The sequence below is a fragment of the Saccharopolyspora sp. 6V genome (assembly GCF_020176785.1).
In the GTDB taxonomy this organism is placed as follows: Bacteria; Actinomycetota; Actinomycetes; order Mycobacteriales; family Pseudonocardiaceae; genus Saccharopolyspora_C; species Saccharopolyspora_C gregorii.
Genome location: NZ_JAIUKB010000028.1, coordinates 19,137 through 35,252 on the forward strand (window position 1 = coordinate 19,137; position 16,116 = coordinate 35,252).

Annotated in this window: 15 protein-coding genes; 7 read left to right on the forward strand and 8 right to left on the reverse strand. The window is 73.2% G+C overall.

Annotated features, from left to right (window positions below):
• Positions 1-86: 86 nt before the first annotated feature.
• Together LCD35_RS06255 and LCD35_RS06260 are read left to right on the forward strand one after the other, a co-directional pair.
• On the forward strand, positions 87-836 hold the full coding sequence (locus LCD35_RS06255; protein WP_224958796.1) for a YcnI family protein: 750 nt from the start codon (positions 87-89) through the stop codon (positions 834-836).
• On the forward strand, positions 833-1,354 hold the full coding sequence (locus LCD35_RS06260; protein WP_224958798.1) for a copper resistance CopC family protein: 522 nt from the start codon (positions 833-835) through the stop codon (positions 1,352-1,354). The genes LCD35_RS06255 and LCD35_RS06260 overlap by 4 nt, the downstream gene beginning before the upstream one ends.
• A 203-nt stretch (positions 1,355-1,557) precedes the next feature.
• Here LCD35_RS06260 and LCD35_RS06265 read toward each other — a convergent pair whose 3' ends face one another.
• The 3 genes from LCD35_RS06265 to LCD35_RS06275 all read right to left on the reverse strand — a co-directional run bounded on the left by LCD35_RS06265 (position 1,558) and on the right by LCD35_RS06275 (position 4,374).
• Complete coding sequence (locus LCD35_RS06265; RefSeq protein ID WP_224958800.1) at positions 1,558-1,863, reverse strand: hypothetical protein; 306 nt, start codon at positions 1,861-1,863, stop codon at positions 1,558-1,560.
• A 131-nt stretch (positions 1,864-1,994) separates the two neighbouring features.
• Complete coding sequence (locus LCD35_RS06270; protein WP_225043895.1) at positions 1,995-2,903, reverse strand: phosphotransferase enzyme family protein; 909 nt, start codon at positions 2,901-2,903, stop codon at positions 1,995-1,997.
• A gap of 100 nt (positions 2,904-3,003) precedes the next feature.
• Positions 3,004-4,374, reverse strand: a complete 1,371-nt coding sequence (locus LCD35_RS06275; RefSeq protein ID WP_224958804.1) for a helix-turn-helix transcriptional regulator — start codon at positions 4,372-4,374, stop codon at positions 3,004-3,006.
• A gap of 230 nt (positions 4,375-4,604) precedes the next feature.
• On the opposite strand from LCD35_RS06275, the gene LCD35_RS06280 reads away from it, so the two are divergent.
• Both LCD35_RS06280 and LCD35_RS06285 read left to right on the forward strand, forming a co-directional pair.
• Positions 4,605-4,880: a hypothetical protein gene (locus tag LCD35_RS06280; protein WP_224958806.1), complete on the forward strand. Its 276-nt coding sequence runs from the start codon at positions 4,605-4,607 to the stop codon at positions 4,878-4,880.
• Between the two features lie 13 nt (positions 4,881-4,893).
• The gene (locus LCD35_RS06285) at positions 4,894-5,232 is read left to right on the forward strand and encodes a hypothetical protein (RefSeq protein WP_184483943.1); all 339 of its coding nucleotides are present in this window, start codon (positions 4,894-4,896) and stop codon (positions 5,230-5,232) included.
• 469 nt (positions 5,233-5,701) lie between these two features.
• Here the strand turns inward: LCD35_RS06285 and LCD35_RS06290 are convergent, their stop codons facing one another.
• A complete protein-coding gene (locus tag LCD35_RS06290; protein WP_224958808.1) occupies positions 5,702-8,860 on the reverse strand; it encodes an L-tyrosine/L-tryptophan isonitrile synthase family protein in 3,159 nt (1,052 codons plus the stop codon).
• A 704-nt stretch (positions 8,861-9,564) separates the two neighbouring features.
• Between LCD35_RS06290 and LCD35_RS06295 the strand changes: the two genes are divergently transcribed.
• Positions 9,565-10,212, forward strand: a complete 648-nt coding sequence (locus tag LCD35_RS06295) for a TetR family transcriptional regulator (RefSeq protein ID WP_224958810.1) — start codon at positions 9,565-9,567, stop codon at positions 10,210-10,212.
• Here LCD35_RS06295 and LCD35_RS06300 read toward each other — a convergent pair.
• Positions 10,182-11,405, reverse strand: coding sequence for an amino acid deaminase/aldolase (locus LCD35_RS06300; protein ID WP_225043896.1), 1,224 nt, complete (start codon positions 11,403-11,405; stop codon positions 10,182-10,184). The two genes, LCD35_RS06295 and LCD35_RS06300, sit on opposite strands and share 31 nt — an antisense overlap.
• Before the next feature lie 120 nt (positions 11,406-11,525).
• Between LCD35_RS06300 and LCD35_RS06305 the strand changes: the two genes are divergently transcribed.
• A complete protein-coding gene (locus LCD35_RS06305; RefSeq protein ID WP_224958813.1) occupies positions 11,526-12,830 on the forward strand; it encodes a D-arabinono-1,4-lactone oxidase in 1,305 nt (434 codons plus the stop codon).
• Positions 12,831-12,901: 71 nt separating this feature from the next.
• Here LCD35_RS06305 and LCD35_RS06310 read toward each other — a convergent pair whose 3' ends face one another.
• The 3 genes from LCD35_RS06310 to LCD35_RS06320 form a co-directional block, all read right to left on the reverse strand.
• On the reverse strand, positions 12,902-13,558 hold the full coding sequence (locus tag LCD35_RS06310; RefSeq protein ID WP_224958814.1) for an SDR family oxidoreductase: 657 nt from the start codon (positions 13,556-13,558) through the stop codon (positions 12,902-12,904).
• A 51-nt stretch (positions 13,559-13,609) separates the two neighbouring features.
• A complete protein-coding gene (locus tag LCD35_RS06315; protein ID WP_224958841.1) occupies positions 13,610-14,239 on the reverse strand; it encodes a hypothetical protein in 630 nt (209 codons plus the stop codon).
• A 256-nt stretch (positions 14,240-14,495) separates the two neighbouring features.
• A complete protein-coding gene (locus tag LCD35_RS06320) occupies positions 14,496-15,278 on the reverse strand; it encodes an IclR family transcriptional regulator (RefSeq protein WP_224958815.1) in 783 nt (260 codons plus the stop codon).
• Between the two features lie 288 nt (positions 15,279-15,566).
• Here LCD35_RS06320 and LCD35_RS06325 point away from each other — a divergent pair, with 288 nt between their 5' ends.
• Positions 15,567-15,800, forward strand: a complete 234-nt coding sequence (locus LCD35_RS06325; protein WP_224958816.1) for a hypothetical protein — start codon at positions 15,567-15,569, stop codon at positions 15,798-15,800.
• Positions 15,801-16,116: the final 316 nt, after the last annotated feature.

Genomic DNA, 16,116 nt, shown 5'->3' on the forward strand with positions numbered 1-16,116 from the left:
CGGATCGTTGCCCATTCGTATCCCCGATCGATTCGCAATTCTTGAATTGATGTGCGAAACCGCACAGATCAGGAGTCCAGATCTCCATGTCCACAACTCGATCTCTGTTCCGCACGACCGGCGTCACCGCCGCGATCGCATTCACCGCGATCGCCGGGGCGGGCACCGCCGCCGCGCACGTCAGCGCGACCCCCGAGCAGGCGGAGCAGGGCGGCCACGCCAAGATCGCGTTCCGGGTCCCGAACGAGCGGCCCGACGCGAGCACCGTGCGGGTGCACGTCGCGCTCCCCCTCGACCACCCGCTGAGCTCGGTGCGCACCAAGCCGCTGCCCGGCTGGACCGCCGAGGTGCGGAAGGTGCGGCTGGACCGGCCCGTCGACGTGGCGGGCGCCCAGGTCACCGAAGCGGTCTCCGGCATCACCTGGACCGCGCGCCCCGGCACCGCCATCGCGCCCGACCAGTTCCAGGAGTTCGAAGCCACCCTCGGCACCTTCCCCACCGACACCGACCGGCTGCTGCTGCCCACCGAGCAGACCTACGACAGCGGCGAGGTCGTGCGCTGGGACCAGCCGCCTGCCGCGGACGGCTCCGAGCCCGAGCACCCGGCACCGGCGCTGGCCCTGGTCGAAGGGGACGGCTCGGGCCACGGGCACGGCTCGGCGCCGGACGGCACCGGGCACGACGGCCACGAGGACGCGGCGGAGGCCGAACCGGCCGGAGCGGACGACACCGCGCGGGTGCTCGGCGGTGCCGGGCTCGCCGTCGGCGCGCTCGGGCTCGGACTCGGCGCCGGTGCGCTGCTGGCCGCCCGCCGCAAGAACGGGGGCCGGGCATGAGGCGACTGCTCGCGATCACCGCGCTGACCTTCGCGGCGCTGCTCGGCGCGGCGGGCCCCGCGTTCGCGCACAACACCCTCGTCGGCAGCGACCCCGCGGAAGGCGCGCAGCTGAGCTCCGGCCCCGCCGAGGTGCGGCTCACCTTCGACCAGCCGGTGCGCTCCGGCGAGGGCTACAACACGATCACCGTCGTCGGCCCGGACGGCAGCTTCTGGACCGACGGGCAGGTCCGCGTCGAAGGCACCGAGGTCGTCGCGCCGGTGCGCCCGCTCGGGCCGGCCGGCGAGTACACGATCGGCTACCGGGTGCTGTCCAACGACGGCCACCCGGTCAGCGGCAAGCGCGGCTTCACCCTGACCGAGGCGGGCACCGGCACCCCGGCGCCGCCGCCGGACGCCGACCGGGCCGAGCCCGACTCGGGCGGCGGGATGCCGATCTGGCCGTGGATCGCGGGGGCCGTGGTGCTCGTCGCGCTCGGCCTGGTGCTGGCGCTGCGGCTGGGCAGGTCGGGCGAGTAGCCGACCGGGCGGGCCGCTCCGGAAGGGGCCCCCCGCTCCCGCTCGGGAAGGTGCCACGTTCGGCGGTGCAGCGGCCGCCGAGCCGAACTAGAGTCGGACGATGCCGCGGAGCGCGCCCCCAGGAACGCCCGCGGCACTTCAGCCCGGCCGAACTCCGGGCTCGTTTTCCGCTGGGTGGAAAAGATCGGTTCGTCGCCGAACGGTCATTCGTGCTCGGTGAGCTGCTGCGCCCCGGACGAGGAGAGCGACTCCAACCGGCCCAGCGCACCCCGGCCGCGGCGTTCCAGCTCGCGCCGGCTGATCCAGCCGTAGGAGTAGTGCCGGTAGGCCTGGCTCAGCTGCACGAGCTCCGCGAGGTGGTCCACGGCGCGCTGCCGCGCTTCCCCGCTGAGCCCCGGCACCAGCCGGACCTCGCTGTTCACCACGTCGTCGAGCACCCGCGCCGAGTCCAGCGCCTTGCGCCCGCGCCAAGTGAGCTTGCGCCGCATCCGCGCGACGTTCCTGGTCATCACGTCCATCCGGGCCCCCCGTGCCGCAGACACTCACACATACGTATTACTTCAGACCTCGCTCGTCACCAAGAATCACCGACACGGCCCCCGCTCGTCGATGAACTTCGCCCGATCGTACGCATCAACCGCTACCTGTAGGGCTCCCACTGAGCCGCTGCGTCACCCTCCCGCATCGAGCGCAACCGGCTCCGCAGCTGGTCGCGCACCCCGGGGTTGCTGCGCAGGATCGGCAGCACGCTCACGGTGATCTTGAGCTCGCGCAGGTCCCGCAGCACCGGGAACCCGGACCACGCGGTGACGTCGAAGCCGTAGACCTCCGCCAGCCGGTGGTACCGCTCCGCGGGCGCGCCCAGCCGGAGCATGCCCACCGCCATCGGCGTCAGGTCCCACTCCGGCTGCCCCACGCACAACGAGTCCAGGTCGCACAGCAGCGGCCCTTCGGGCCCCGCGATCAGGTTGCCCAGGTGCGCGTCGCCGTGCACCATCGACGGCGGCAGCGGGAAGTCCAGCTCCGCCAGCCGCGCCTCCACGTCGTCGCAGCGCTGCTCCAGGAAGGCCCGGTCCGCTGCGTCCAGCTCCTCGGCGTCGGCCAGCCTCCGGCGCACGTCCGGCATCGGCTGCCAGCGCGGCAAGGTCGAGGGCAGCGGCAGGTCGTGCACCTGCCGCAGCAACCGGCCCAGGTCGGCGCCGTCCGGGGCGGGTCCCACCTCCGGGACCGCCTGCCACAACGTCGCCAGGTGCCCGCCGGTGCGCACCGGCTGCGGCACCCCCGGCAGCAACCGCACGGCGGGAACCCCGTGCTCGGCGAGCAACCGGCCGGCCTCCACCACGTTCACCGCGCGGTAGGCGAAGGACGGCGCGAGCACGATCCGGACGATCACCGGGTGCTCGCGCAGCAGGAAGACGCCGTTGTTGACGAACCGCACCAGCCGAGCGCCCCGCGGGTCGAGCCCCGCGGCCGCGCACACCTCCGCCAGTGCCAAAGCCAGTTTCGGCCGCGTGTAGCGGCCCTCCGCCGAGCGGGTCCCCGACGTCATCGGGGGCCAGCCCGGTCGTGCCGCTGCACCGCGCCCGGGAAACCGGCGCTGACCTGATCGCGCGAGGACCGCGCGCCGAACCGCCTGCCGCGCACCGGTCTCACGCCTCGCGGAAGCGGCGGATCTCTTCGGACAGGTCGCGGGCGTCGGAGTTCATCCGGTGCCGCCCGGCTTCCAGCTCCAGCGGCTTGAGCCGGTCGGCGACGCGGGCCGACTTGACCTTCTCGCCGATCTGCAGCGCCGACCGCCCGACCTTGATGCCCTCCTGGAGGTCACCGGCCCGGATGTGGTTGGTGGCCTGCAGGCTCAGCCCGAAGACGTGGGTCCGCTGCATGTCGGCGCCGTACGCCTCGTTGCACTTGATCGTCTCCGCGACGGCGAGCGGCGCGTAGCGGTCCGGATCGAACACGGCCAGCGCGTCGTGCGCCGAGCCGATCATCCCGTGCAGGTCGTTCTCGTTGAAGAACCGCACCCAGTCCGGGGCCTCGGCCACGTTCGCCCTGGCGAACTCGTCCTTGGTCCGGCCGACCATCTTCTGCACCTGGTCGGGCTTGTTGAGCATCCCGTAGGCCCAGGCCTCGTTCGCGCACAGCACCGCGACCGTCAGCGAGGAACCGGATTCCTGCGCGGCGATCTGGCCGAGCTGGAACAGCTTCAGCGCCTCGTTCGGTTCCTGGTAGTGCAGGTAGACGCGCCCCATCCGGTACAGCACGCTCGCCACGAGGCTGTCGTCCTCGGCCTGCTTGGCGAACTCCAGCGCCTTGCCGAAGTGGCCGCGCGCCGGGTCCAGCAGACCCGTGTCGAAGGAGGTCCAGCCCGCCAGGCTGTGCATGTCCGCCAGCGACACGTAGAGCTTGCGCTTGACCTGGTCGGACGCGTTGGCGTCGAGCAACTGCTGGGCCCAGGAGAGCTGGGCGACCACGGCGTCGCGGCAGGTGCCGCCGCCGTAGCGGTAGTCCAGGTCGCGCAACGCCTTGGTGGCCGCCTGGATCTGCTGCACGTCGGTCATGCCGATGCGCATCGGAGCAGGCGTCTGCACATTGCTCGGCACCCAGGTGCTCTCCTCCGTCCCGAAGACCGCGGCACCCATGGTCACCGCGGCCGCGTGGGACAGGAACTTCCGACGCTTCACCGACTCGTCCTCCTCAGCCTGGGGGCCGCTGTTCGACTTCGCGACCCTCATTGCCGTCGCCCCGTCGTAGGCGAGGCCCATGTACCCCCTCGGTATCCCGAGGCCGTCGGCGATTCGGGCCAGCACGTCATAAGCCATGACCTGGCGGCCCTTCAGGATCTCCGAGACCTCGGACTGCGACTGGCCCGTCGATGCCGCGATCTGGCGCTGCGAAACCCCGATCCGGCGCAGTTGCCGGTAGATCTCGCTGACGTTCCGCGCCGCCAACGCGTCCCGCATCTCACGGCCGTCCCAGACGTCTCGTGTAACGGGCGAGCCGTTCGAACCGATGGTGTTCATTTAGACCCCCTCACACTCTGCACGGGCGTCGGTCGCAGAGTAAGGGCACTTCGACGAGCCGGTGAAGTGCGTATCGGCAGAGGTGATCGGTGGGGGTGAAGTCCACCGACCGTTCGTCGTCGCCGTTGAGCCGGTCATCGCCTACCGGCTACCGCCCGCGTTCGACGCATTCCAATCTAGTCATCGGTAGCAACCGAGCACGGAGAGGAACCCGAACGGCAGTGGACGGGATGACGGAGTCCGACCCCCGGGGCGGCGTGGAGGTCACCGCGAACGCGGCGGTGCCCGAACAGGCCGGTTCCGCGGCGGGATCCCCCGACCGCCGTCGTTGGTGGCGGGTGCTGTGTCGCGACGTGGGGCACATCCGCCGCTACCTCACCGTGCTGGTCAACCGGGACAGGGTGGTTCTCGTCGGACCGCCCGGCCGCACCGTGGTGCTGTCGACCGATGGAGTCGGCGAGTTGAGCAGCGCACTACGGCGGGCCGCTGAGCAGGCGAGAAAGTGACGGTGAGGTTGCGGTGGACGAGATCTTGGGTCAGGTGCTGCGCAACGCGGTGTGGGAGCGGCTCGACGTGCTGAGCGAGCTGGCGAACCGCGCGGACGCCCCGTCCCTGCTGTCCGTGGCGCGTTCCGAACTCCCCCGGCTCACCGAGGGATGGCGGACGCTGCTGGCCGCGCACGACACCGACGACAAGGGCAACTGCATCGAGTGCTCTTCCCGATGGCGACCCCGCAGCGCACCGTGCTCGGTGTGGCGCTCGGCCTACGAGCACCTGGTCGCGGGAGCCCTCGCACCCCGTCCCGCACGGCACCAGCGACCGGCGCACGAGCTGCGCCCGGCGGCGCCGGTGCCGTAGACCGGCGGTCGCTCGGTCCCCCGGTCAGCACCACTCCCTCCCCGAACCGGACGGATCGAGCCACCGCCCCGGTGGCCGGCGAACCATCGCCGTGCACCCCCGACCACTGCAGTGGTCGTCGGCCACCACACAACTTCCAATTCCACAGTGGACGTGCTGGCGGCGCCCCGAAGGTCTCCTGATCCCCGAAGGCGTCCGGGCTCCCCCGAAGAGCTCCGATCCCCGCCCCGCTCCGAGTTCCCCCGAAGGACTCCGCGAGCTCAGGAGATCCGCCGCCGCACGAGTCTTCCGCGGGCCGGTGCTGCAGCACTCCCCTCCCCCGACCGGTACCGGTCCGCGGATTCCAACGACTCCGGTTCCCCTTTCCCCGAAGGGGCGCCGGGGTGGACGAGGGGTCCCGGTGCTCGTTTCCCCGGACGAGCGCCGGGACCTTTCTTGTCTTCAGACCCCGTCCGTCAGGTCCGGCCCGTCATTTGCGGCGCAGCCGAGCCGTGGCGGCGAACTCGGGGTCGAGGCGCATCCCGCCGCCCGCGCCGAGCCGGGTGTGCTCCGCGGGCACCGCGAACCACGGTTGCCGCGGCCCGAGCAGCGGCGTGTACACCGGCACGAATCCCCTGTCCTGCAACGAGACCGCGAAGTCGGCGCCGATCCGGCCGCGCCGGTCCAGCGCGCCGGTGCCCTGCCACGGCAGCAGCCCGGACCCGCCGAGGTAGGTGAACCCGCAGCGGCCGGGCCGCGCGGCGCTGACGGTGAGCCGCACCCGGTTCGGGAACAGCAGCTCCTCGTAGCCGAGTTCCTCATCGACCCGCATCGTCGCCAGGTAGCGCACGACGGTGTGCCAGGCACGGCGCAGCACCTCCACCCGCGACTGCCGCAGCAGCGGCGGCACCGCGCCCCCGTCCAGGTCGTAGACGTTCGCGTAGACCGCGCGCGCCCAGTTCGCCCGGTCGACGCCCTCCGGCACCGACAGCGGGACGGAGAACACCACCGACATCAGCATTTCGCGGAACATCAGGACCGAGGCGGCGACCTCCTCCGGGACGCCGTCCGCGCGCCGGTCCACCTGGTCGAGGGTGCGCAGCGGGTCCTCGGAGATGTCCAGCCCGCGCAGCGCGTCCGCCAGCAGCCGCCGGTGCCGCGCGGTGCGCTCGGCCCGCTCGGCGGGCAGGTCCACGTCGAGCCGCCGGGCCGCGACCGCGTCCACCTCCTCGATGGTGGCCGCCTCCCCCAGCCCGGCGAGGTCGGCGTACTCGCGCAGGATCGCGCTGTAGGTGCCGGTGATCGACAGCGGCCGCGGCCGGAAGTGCCTGCCATCGGTGAGGATGCGGAACCGCAACCCCGGCGGGTGCACCGCGCTCGCCGCGCGCTGCATCTCGCGCAACCGCGCCAGCCCGCCGAACTCGGCGAGGTCGGGCAGCGGCCCGCTCGCCTTCAGCCCGTTCAGGCACTGCTTGATGGGGAAGCCCAGCAGCACCACGTCGATCGGTTCGCCCGCGCGCAGGAACGGTTCGACGTCGCGGCGCAGGTGCTCCACCTGGTAGTTGGACCGCGCCCCCTTGAGGAACTGCTTGCGGCCCAGCACGTGGTGCAGCGCGTGCACCACCCGTTCCCGGTGCTCCGGTTCGGGCGCGGGTTCGTCGAGCCGGAACCGGTCGCGGGCGGCGCGGGCCACCCGGTCTGCGGCGCGGTCGGCGTCGGCGAGGACGTGCCCGGCGAGCTCCAGCGCGGCGTCCCGGCCCAGGTGCACCGCCCAGCGCTGCGCCGAGCGGTTCGACCGCAGCGCGCCGATCTGCAGCTCCTCCAAGGAATGCGTGTGCGAGAGCAGGCCCGGGCCGGATCCGCCCGCGCGCGGCCGGGGTTCCACTTCGAAGGTGGCGATCGCCGGGGCGCCGTCCGGCAGCGGCCGTCCCGGGACGCGTTCGTGCACGAGCCCGGGCACTTCCACCGCGACGGCGAGCGCGCCGGGGAACTCCGCGACCAGCGCGGTGCGGTTGTCCCGCAGGTCGTCGAAGACGGCGACCACGTCGAGCTCGCCGAGCCCGCGCAGCCGCGCCACCTTCAGCTCCGGGATCGGCCGGGTGCGTTCGTCGGGCATGCACAGCAGCGGCGCGTCCGGCACGCCCGCGTCCCGCAGCACGGCCGCGGTGTGCTCGCGGACCCGTTCGCGGCGGCCGGTGCAGAACACGACCTGCCCGCCTGCGTCCCGGACGTCCCAGGTGAAGCGGGCCAACCCGGCGTTGACCTCGTCGGTGCGCAGCCGCTGCCAGGGCCGGGCGAAGGCGCGGAAGAACTCGGCGTGCACCGCTCGCCAGTCCACCGCCGGGTACTTCTCGGCCAGCCCGGTGCGGTCGAGGAAGGTGGGCCAGGTCGATTCGACGTAGGTCGGCAGCACCGGCAGCGCGTCCGGGTCGGCGAGCTCGGGGATGCCGTGCGGCGCGCCGGGCCGGGGCCCGGACACGGCGCGGGTGGCTTCGACGGTGCGCCGCAGCGGGACGATGCCGCACAGGTCGAGGTCGATGACCACGGTGGGGCGCGGGCGCTCCGGTTCCCAGCGGCGGCGCCGGGTCCGGTCCTGCACGGTGTCGAGCACCTGGCGCAGCACCTCGTGCTGGTCCGGGTCGACCGAGTGCGCGTGGGCGCGCAGGTCGGTGCGGGCCAGCAGCCGCGCGGTCCGCCGGTCGAGGTGCCGCAGCTCCTGGTCGAGCACCCGGTCGATGCCGGCGCGCACCGATTCGCCGCGCGGCAGCGGGTAGCCGATGCGGCGGAAGCCGTCGGCGAGTTCGGCGAGCACCGCGAGCAGCGCCCGCGCGGCGGAACGCACCGCCTGCTCGTCGGGTTCGGCGACGGCGGCGGAGGTGACGACGCGCCCGGTGGCCTCCAGCTCGGTGGACAGCTCGAAGGCGAGCGGGGCGGAGTCCGCGCCGTCCGCCGCGAACAGCGCGGTGCGCCGGTGCTCCAGCGCGTGCCGGAAGGCCCGCAGCGGTGGGCGGACGAAGTGCTCCAGGAAGAACCCGAGCTCGTGCTCCCGGTGCCCGAAGCGGTTGTCGATGACCAGCCGCAGCAGCCCGGGCGCCCCGTCGGGTCCCGGCGCCAGCAGCGCGTCCGGCCGCACCGCGACGGTGCCGCCGGGGTGCTGCGGATGCGGCGGAGACGGCAGCGCACCACCGCGCGGGCCGGTCTCCGCGCCACGGCGCGCGGGTCCGGGGACGACGGTGGCGCAGTGCATCCGCAGCACCGGGTCCTCGCGCACCGCGCGCGGCAGCGGATCATCGTCGGGGCCGGTGCGCGGCGGGAGCGCCGCACCGAGGGTGCCGGTGAGCGCCCGCAGCCAGTCGGGGTCGTGGTGCCGCCGCCTGCGGCGCAACCGGACCAGCAGCCGGTACAGCTCGGCCCAGGTCGGTTCGGGACCGAGCGGCAGACCGTCGCCCGCGCCGTCGCCGACGAGCCGGAACTCCCCGCCGTGCCGGCGCAGGCGCAGCCGGTACCCGCCGTCGTGCAACATCCGGTCGGCTTCCGGCACCGGCAGCGGCGACCACAGGTCCTGGGCCGGCCGGTCCGTCCACATCGGGACCAGTGCGGCCGGGAGCGCTGCGGTGCTCGGCCGGGAGACCGGCGTGTGCGCGGTCACCGGGCGAGCTGGCGCGGTGCCGGCGCGGGGAACGCGCGCGGGCCGGGCGGAGCGGGGTGGTGGTGCGCCGCCGGAATTCTGCTGGGGGCGATCCGGTCCTGGCCGGCGGTGCGCCCCGGCGCGAAGTCGCGGGGAGTGCGGATGCGGGGAGAACCAGGCGCGACGCCGCAGTAGCTCACGATCACCTTTCCATCACAGCTCGGGGAGGTCGACTCACGCTAGATAGTGACAATGCGCGTCGGCAACGTGACCGAATGCATACGCCCGTACCGTAACCCCGACCCGATAGCAGTGACCTGGAACACTATGAGGGTGATCTGGATCCGCAAGGCACCCCTTCCGCCGAGCGGGACGCCCCCGCCCAGCGGCACCCCTTCGGTGGACACCGGCCCCGGCATGTCCACTGCCTGCGCGGACGGAGCGCGCGGCACACTGGGTCCCGATCGACCGAGCGCTGCGCACCGTCGTCCCGCACCACCCCCGATCCGGAACGACGAGCACCGGCGCTCCGGCCGGGGGCGCGGTTCCGCCCGCGCGCGAACCGGCTCCGAGGATGGTGATCTCGTCGATTGAGATGATCTCGGACGCAAGGACCTGGGATGATCTCGCGGCGGGACCGCAACGGGGAGTACGCCGACCGTCCACCGCGCACCCCGCCGGACGCCCCTCCCACGACGGTCCGCACGAGTGATCAAGGAGACGCCTTGTCCGCCGAAGTCGCACCGCTGCGGCGCAAACCCGTCCAGCAGCGCAGCACCCAGCGCGTGGAGAAGATGCTGGAGTCCTGCGCCCAGCTCATCGACGAGCTCGGTTACGAAGGGGTGACCACCACCCTGATCGCCGAACGCGCCGGCGTCGCCGTCGGCTCGCTGTACCAGTTCTTCCCGGACAAGCGGGCCGTCGTGCAGGAGCTCACCCGGCGCAACCTGAACCGCTTCGTGGAGGCGATCGGCGAGCGCTTCGCCACCGCCGAGCTCGCGAACTGGTGGGACGCGGTGGACACGGTGATCGACGTGTACATCACCATGCACCGCGACGTGCCCGCGTTCAGCAGGCTGCACTTCGGCGACGTGGTGGACCTGCGGCTGCTCGACGAGAGCAAGGACAACAACGCGGTGATCGCCGACAAGCTCGTCGCGCTGCTCGGCGAGCGGTTCCCGCTGGACGGCGAGCAGCTGCTGCTGCCGCTGTCGGTGGCCGTGGAAGCGGCCGACGCGGTGCTGAACCTGGCGTTCCGCCGCGACCCGGCGGGCGATCCGCAGCTCGTCGCCGAGACCAAGGAACTGGTGCGCGGCTACCTGTCGAACCGGATGCCCGACGATCAGCCGAACGACATGCCCTCGCCCCGGTAGGTGGGCACGGCGCCGACCAGCTGGTTCCCCTCCACCAGGTGGTACTGGGCGAACCGCTCGGCGAGCTCGCCCGCCTTCGCGTGCCGCAGCCACACCCGGTCGCCGATGCGCAGCCGCCGCGCCGCCGCCCCGGACACCGGGGTCTGCACCTCGCCGGCCCCTTCGGCCGCGGTCAGCCGCAGTCCGCGGGGCAGGTGCACGCTCGGCGCCCGGCTCGGCCCGGTGGGGCCGGAGGCGATGTAGCCGCCGGTGAACAACGTGGCGAACGACCGGCTCGGCCTGCGCACCACCGGCAGCGCGTAGAGCACGGCCGGCAGCGGCCGGAACGCCCGGTAGGCGTCGAACAGGGTCGGCCCGATGAGCCCGGAACCGGCGGCGATCTCGGTGACGCTGCGCTCGGCGCCGGTCGTCTCGATGCTGCCGGTCCCGCCGCCGTTGACGAACTCCAGCGGCGCCACCGCGCGCACCCGGGCGACCGCATCGGCGCGGCGTTCGGCGAGCTCGGCGGCGGACCGGCGCTGCATCCAGCGCAGCACGGACGCCAGCAGCGGCCGGCCGGGCGGGGCGTCGCCGAGTCCGGCGATCTGCCCTTCGTAGGCCATGATCCCGACCAGCCGGAACCCGTCGCGCCGCACGATCCGCTCGGCGAACCGGCGGGCCCGGGCCGGGGTGTGCACCGGCGACCGGCGGGGGCCGACGTGCGCGATCCCGCCGGGGATCGGGTGCCAGGCGGCGTCGAGTTCGAGGCAGACGCGCAGCGGTTCGCGGTGCGGCCCGACGACGTGGTCCACGTGGTCGAGGTGCTCCTCCGAGTCGACCAGGAGGGTGATCGCCGCGGCGGCGGCCGGGTCGGCGGCGAGCGCCCGCAGCGCAGCGCGGTCGGCGGTCGGGTACGCGACGAGGATGTCGTCGGAGGCGCCTTCCCGGTGCAGCCAGAGCGCTTCGGCCAGGCTGTAGGCCATCAGCCCTTCGAACCCGGGGGTGCCGAGGACCCGGCCGAGCAGGTCCCGGCAGCGCACGGACTTGGACGCGACCCGGATCGGGGTGCCGGCGGCGCGGCGGCGCAGGTCCGCGGCGTTGTGCCGGAACGCGTCGAGGTCGACGACGGCGAACGGCGGGTCGAGGTCGCGGGTAGCCCGGTCGAGCCTGGCGCGGTCGGCTTCCGGGTCGGGCTGCGGTGAGGTGTGGGCCACTCCGCCACGGTAGGCGGCCGGGGGTTGTTATGTGAATCTCATTCACTTAATTTCTTCGGCACCGCCGCCGCACCGGCCTCGAGCAGCAGCACCGCCCGGGCCACCAGGAGGTCTGCCGCAATGCCTCGACCAGGTTGGACGAACTGGGCCCGCACCGTCAGCCGCGCACCCGGCGGCACCGCCCGGCCCCGCGACGTCGCCGAAGCCGCCGTCCTGCTGCGCACCGCCGCCCGCGGCGGCCGCACCGTGCGCCCCCTCGGCAGCGGGCACTCGTTCACCGGCGTCGGCGCCCCCGACGACGGCGCGCTCGCCCTGGACCTCGCGCACTGGAGCGGCATCGAGCGCGTCGACCCACCGCACGTGACGGTCCGCGCGGGCACGCCGCTGCACCGGCTCAACCACGAGCTCGGCGAGCTCGGGCTCGCACTGCCCAACCTGGGCGACATCGACCGGCAGACCGTGGCGGGCGCGATCTCCACCGGCACGCACGGCACCGGATCGGCGCTCGGCGGGCTCGCCACCCAGGTCACCGGGCTGGAGCTGCTGCTCGCCGACGGGCGGACGGTGCGCTGCTCGGCGACCGAGCACCCCGACCTGTTCGCCGCCGCCCGGATCGGCCTCGGCGCGCTCGGCGTCCTCACCAGCGTCACGCTGCGCTGCGTCCCCGCGTTCCACCTGGTCGCCGACGAACGGCCGGAACCGCTGGACGAGGTGCTGGAGCGCTTCGAGCCGCTCGCCGCGGACAACGACCACTTCGAGTTCTACTGGTTCCCGCACAGCAGCCGGACGCTGGTCAAGCGCAACAACCGGCTGCCGGCCGGGGCCGCACCGCGGCCGCTGGGCAGGCTCCGCGACTTCGTCGAGTACGAAGTGGTGGAGAACCGGGCGTTCGGCGCGCTCTGCCACCTCGGCCGGTTGCAGCCCCGGCTGGTGCGCCCGCTCAACCGGTTCTGCGCGGCGACCTGGTCCGCCCGGCACTACAGCGACCACGCGCACCGGGTGTTCGTGACGAAGCGGCGGGTGCGGTTCCTGGAGTCCGAGTACGCGGTACCGCGTGCCGCGCTGCCCGACGTCCTCGGCGAACTGCGGGCCGCGGCCGCCCGGCTCGCCGAACCGGTGATGTTCCCGGTCGAAGTGCGGGTCGCCGCGGCCGACGACATCTGGCTGTCCACGGCGCACCGGCGGCCGAGCGCCTACATCGCGGTGCACCAGTTCACCGGCATGCCGCACCGCGAGTGGTTCGAGGCGTTCTGGTCGATCGCGGACGCGGCGGGCGGGCGCCCGCACTGGGGGAAGATGCACCGGCTCACCGCCGACGACCTGCGGGAGCGCTACCCGCGCTTCGACGACTTCCGGGCGTTGCGGGCCGAGCTGGATCCGGGCGGGCTGTTCCGCAACCGGTACCTGGACCGGGTGCTGGGCTGAACGGGCTCCCCGCGATCTCCCGGCACGCGTCGGCGGGCGACGACCGGCGGAGATCGCGGGAAGCCGCCCGGTCAGGCGACGGCGGCGCGCACCGCGTCGACGACCGGCACGTCCCCGTTGATCAGCGTGAGGACGCGGCCGGTCGACTTCGGCTCGTCCAGCAGGGCCACCAGCACGGCGGCCACGTCCGCGCGGGTGATGTCGTCCCGGCGGGTCCGCTCCGCGAGCTCGACCCGGCCGGTCGGCGCGTCGTCGGTGAGCGAGCCCGGGCGCAGGATCGTCCAGTCCAGGTCGCGCGCCCGCAGGTCCTGCTCGGCGGCGAGCTTCGCGTCCAGGTAGGCGCTGAACACCTCGCCCACGTCCGCGGGCTTCGGCTGGTCCACGTTGATCGCGCTCACCTGCAGGAAGCGCCGCACGCCCGCTTGCTGCGCGGCCTCGGCCAGCAGCACCGAACCGGCGCGGTCCACGGTGTCCTTGCGCTCGATGCCGCTGCCCGGCCCGGCTCCCGCGGCGAACACGACCCCGTCCGCACCGGTCAGCTGCGCGGCGAGGGTGGCCGCGTCGGTGGACTCCAGGTCGAGCACCACCGGTTCCGCCCCGTCGGCGCGCAGGTCGTCGGCGTGCGCCGGGTCGCGGATCAACCCGACCGCCGTGTCACCCCGCTCGGCGAGCAGCCGCCCGAAGTGGCGGGCGATCTTCCCATGTCCTCCGGCTACCACGATTCGCATGCCCCCACCCTAGGTCCGGGCGCGCGGCCACCGCGCGCTCCGGACCGGGCGTCAGCTGCGGGACGGAGCCGGGGCCTCCGCGGCGAGCAGCTGCTGGTAGACGACCTCGTTGACCCAACGGGACACGGCGGTGTGCTCGATCGGCGGGGCGTCCGCGAAGGAGCGGCCCGGCAGTTCGACCTGCACGTCGTCGGCCTCCGCGCTGAGCACGGCCACGCCGAACTGCCGCGCCCGGATCAGGCAGGTGGACATGAAGTCCTGCGCCAGCGTCACGCTCTTCGGCACGATGATCGCGGTGCTGGTGAACCGGGCGAACGGCACGGCCGCGGTGAGCGCGGTGCGCCAGTGCCTCGCCGGCGCGAGCATCCCGACCAGGTGCGCGCTCGGCGGCGGCACCCGGCCGTCCATCTCCGGCCACACCCAGGTCGCTATCTCCGCGCGGTCCAGCACCGGCTCGCTGCCGAAGCACAGCCGTTCGGCGTGCGCGTCGGGGACGAGCTCGGCGACCGGCACCACGTGCCTGCCGAGCATCTTCACCGGCGGCAGCACCGTGCCCGACCAGGCGAGGGCGTCGGCCGCCAGCGAGGTCAGCCTGCCGATGGAGGCCGGTAAATCGAGCGGAGATCGTGCGTGGGTAGAGCTGATCCGGACCTCGTTGTCGACCGTGGCACGTCCCGGCATTCCGGTCACGGCTCCCCGCCTCCCTCGATGCACTGGCTGCAACAAAAAGTGCTCACTCGCCCGGCACTCGTTCTTCCCAGGCAGTTCGACTAAAACAGGTCGAGGGCGATTCCTCTGCGCTGACGCGGTGCTCCTGCGACCGGCGGCGGCGAGCGGTCGGTGACCGGTCGGTGAGCGGTTCAGCGACTTCAGTCCGGCGGTGCGGCCAATCAGGTGACGCTCGGAAGGGGATGATTCCGCGATCCGCGAACGCGGCTCAACCAGCGTCGGAACGGGCCGGATCGTGCTCGGCCAGTCGTTTCCCGATCGCCTCCGCCGCGGGGAGCAACGGCTTGACCAGCTTGGAATGTTCGGTCCGGACACTGCGTGCGACCAAGCCGAGCGCGGCGACGACCGCGCCCCCGCCGCCCCGCACCGGAACCGCCACCGAGCAATTACCGAGCGTCATCTCCTCCGACGTTCGCGCGAACCCCCGACTGCGCACGGCCTGCAGCTCCCGCGCCAGCCTGCCGGGCTCGGTGATCGTGTAGGGCGTGTGCCTGGTCAACCCGCCCTCGCAGTACTCCTGCACCACCCGCGCGGGCGCGTGCGCGAGCAGCACCCGGCCCACGCCGGTCGGGTGCAGCGGCAGCCGGCCGCCGGCGCGCGAGATGATCGGGACGGAACGGGGCGCGGCCAGCTTCTCCACGTAGAGGGCCTCCCACCGGTCGCGCACCGCCAGGTGGACGTTCTCCCCGGTCAGCTCGCACAGCTCCTGCATCAGCGGCAGCGCCGCCGCTCGCAGCGCGGTGTGCACCGGGGCCAGCAGGCCGATCTCCCACAGCCGCAGCCCGATCTCATAGCACCCGTCCGCGGCGCGCTGCACCGCGCCCCAGGACTCCAGCTCGCCGACGAGCCGGTGCGCCGTGGCCAGCGGGATCCCGGCACGACGGGCGATCGCGGTCAGCGTGAGCCTGGTGTGCTCGATGTCGAACGCGGTGAGCACGCTCAACGCGCGCCCCGTCACCGAACGCCCCGCGTCCCGGCTGTTGCCCGCCATCCCGTCCTCCCGGCCGGCTCCTCGTCACGCTTCCAGCCCAGCACAGTCCCGCTCGGCAGCCAAGGGCCGTTCGCCGAGCCCGGTGGCCGGGCGGCCGAAGAGGTCGAACGCCGGCCTCGGACGTGCGGTCACCGCTCCCCCGCGGCCGGGCGGCGGACGCGTCCGCTCCCCGCCGCCCCGGGCGGGTGCGGTCACCAACCGAGACCGGTCGGTTCACTCCACCGATATCTACTGATCGCACACCATCGCGGTTAGCGTTCACCGGACCGCCAGGCTCGGGGAGGCGCGATGCGGGAAACGGTGTACTGGCTGGTCGGGCCGGGTGCGAAGGTGCGGCACGCGGTGGAGTTCGCACCGGGCGCGTTCCCCGGTGGCCAGCTGCTGCCCACCGTCTGCAACCGCTGGATCAAGGTGCCCTTCGCCGGCCGGGACGCGGCCGTGGACGCGATCACCGCGCGCTGCCCCGATTGCACCGACACCGTCCGCCCGCACCAGCCCTGCGAAGTCACCTGGAACGCCTGAGCACCTGCACCGGACCCGGTCCGGGAAGCGCTCCGATCGGCGGGCAGGGCTTGATCACTCCGGCAAGGCCAGATCACTCCGGCAGGGCTTGATTACTCCGTCAGGGCCTGATTACTCCGTCAGGGCCTGATGTCGACCGCGTCCTTGCCCGTAGTACCGAATCGGTGAATGCTGGTCGGCAGCGGAATCCACTGGGGGCAGTCGATTCCAGCCGTCGATCGAATCCGACGAAGCCGAATCGGAACGATGCGAATCGGAATCCGATTCCTCTTACCACCGAGCGACGCAGCCACCGAGCGACGCAGCCACACTGGGG

Coding starts and splice junctions, on each gene's coding strand:
- LCD35_RS06255 (WP_224958796.1), top strand. CDS start 87: ATGTCCACAACTCGATCTCTGTTCCGCACGACCGGCGTCACCGCCGCG.
- LCD35_RS06260 (WP_224958798.1), top strand. CDS start 833: ATGAGGCGACTGCTCGCGATCACCGCGCTGACCTTCGCGGCGCTGCTC.
- LCD35_RS06265 (WP_224958800.1), bottom strand. CDS start 1,863: ATGACCAGGAACGTCGCGCGGATGCGGCGCAAGCTCACTTGGCGCGGG.
- LCD35_RS06270 (WP_225043895.1), bottom strand. CDS start 2,903: ATGACGTCGGGGACCCGCTCGGCGGAGGGCCGCTACACGCGGCCGAAA.
- LCD35_RS06275 (WP_224958804.1), bottom strand. CDS start 4,374: ATGAACACCATCGGTTCGAACGGCTCGCCCGTTACACGAGACGTCTGG.
- LCD35_RS06280 (WP_224958806.1), top strand. CDS start 4,605: ATGACGGAGTCCGACCCCCGGGGCGGCGTGGAGGTCACCGCGAACGCG.
- LCD35_RS06305 (WP_224958813.1), top strand. CDS start 11,526: ATGCCTCGACCAGGTTGGACGAACTGGGCCCGCACCGTCAGCCGCGCA.
- LCD35_RS06310 (WP_224958814.1), bottom strand. CDS start 13,558: ATGCGAATCGTGGTAGCCGGAGGACATGGGAAGATCGCCCGCCACTTC.
- LCD35_RS06315 (WP_224958841.1), bottom strand. CDS start 14,239: ATGCCGGGACGTGCCACGGTCGACAACGAGGTCCGGATCAGCTCTACC.
- LCD35_RS06320 (WP_224958815.1), bottom strand. CDS start 15,278: ATGGCGGGCAACAGCCGGGACGCGGGGCGTTCGGTGACGGGGCGCGCG.
- LCD35_RS06325 (WP_224958816.1), top strand. CDS start 15,567: ATGCGGGAAACGGTGTACTGGCTGGTCGGGCCGGGTGCGAAGGTGCGG.